At 51.5% G+C, this 619-nt stretch carries 1 rRNA gene; it reads right to left on the bottom strand.

Features of this window, described 5'->3' with window-relative positions:
- A 23S ribosomal RNA gene (locus BME24068_RS34790) occupies positions 1-619 on the bottom strand; the annotation flags it as partial.

The following is a 619-nucleotide window of genomic DNA, read 5'->3' as shown; positions in this document are numbered from 1 at the left end:
GCATCCGCAGCTTCGGTATATAGCTTAGCCCCGTTACATCTTCCGCGCAGGACGACTCGATCAGTGAGCTATTACGCTTTCTTTAAAGGGTGGCTGCTTCTAAGCCAACCTCCTGACTGTTTTAGCCTTCCCACTTCGTTTCCCACTTAGCTATATTTGGGGACCTTAGCTGGCGGTCTGGGTTGTTTCCCTCTTGACACCGGACGTTAGCACCCGATGTCTGTCTCCCGTGATTGCACTCTTCGGTATTCGGAGTTTGCTATGGCGGGGTAATCTGCAATAGACCCCCCAACCATGACAGTGCTCTACCCCCGAAGGTGAGACACGAGGCACTACCTAAATAGTTTTCGGAGAGAACCAGCTATTTCCAAGTTTGTTTAGCCTTTCACCCCTATCCACAGCTCATCCCCTAACTTTTCAACGTTAGTGGGTTCGGACCTCCAGTACGTGTTACCGCACCTTCATCCTGGCCATGGATAGATCACTTGGTTTCGGGTCTACGCCCAGCAACTGAACGCCCTATTCGGACTCGCTTTCGCTACGCCTGCCCTATACGGTTAAGCTTGCTACTGAACGTAAGTCGCTGACCCATTATACAAAAGGTACGCCGTCACCCCTT

The organism is Burkholderia anthina (genome assembly GCF_902498995.1).
Classification (GTDB): Bacteria; Pseudomonadota; Gammaproteobacteria; order Burkholderiales; family Burkholderiaceae; genus Burkholderia; species Burkholderia anthina.
The sequence above is the reverse complement of the archived record's forward strand: the minus strand, read 5'-3'. Positions and strand labels throughout refer to the sequence as shown.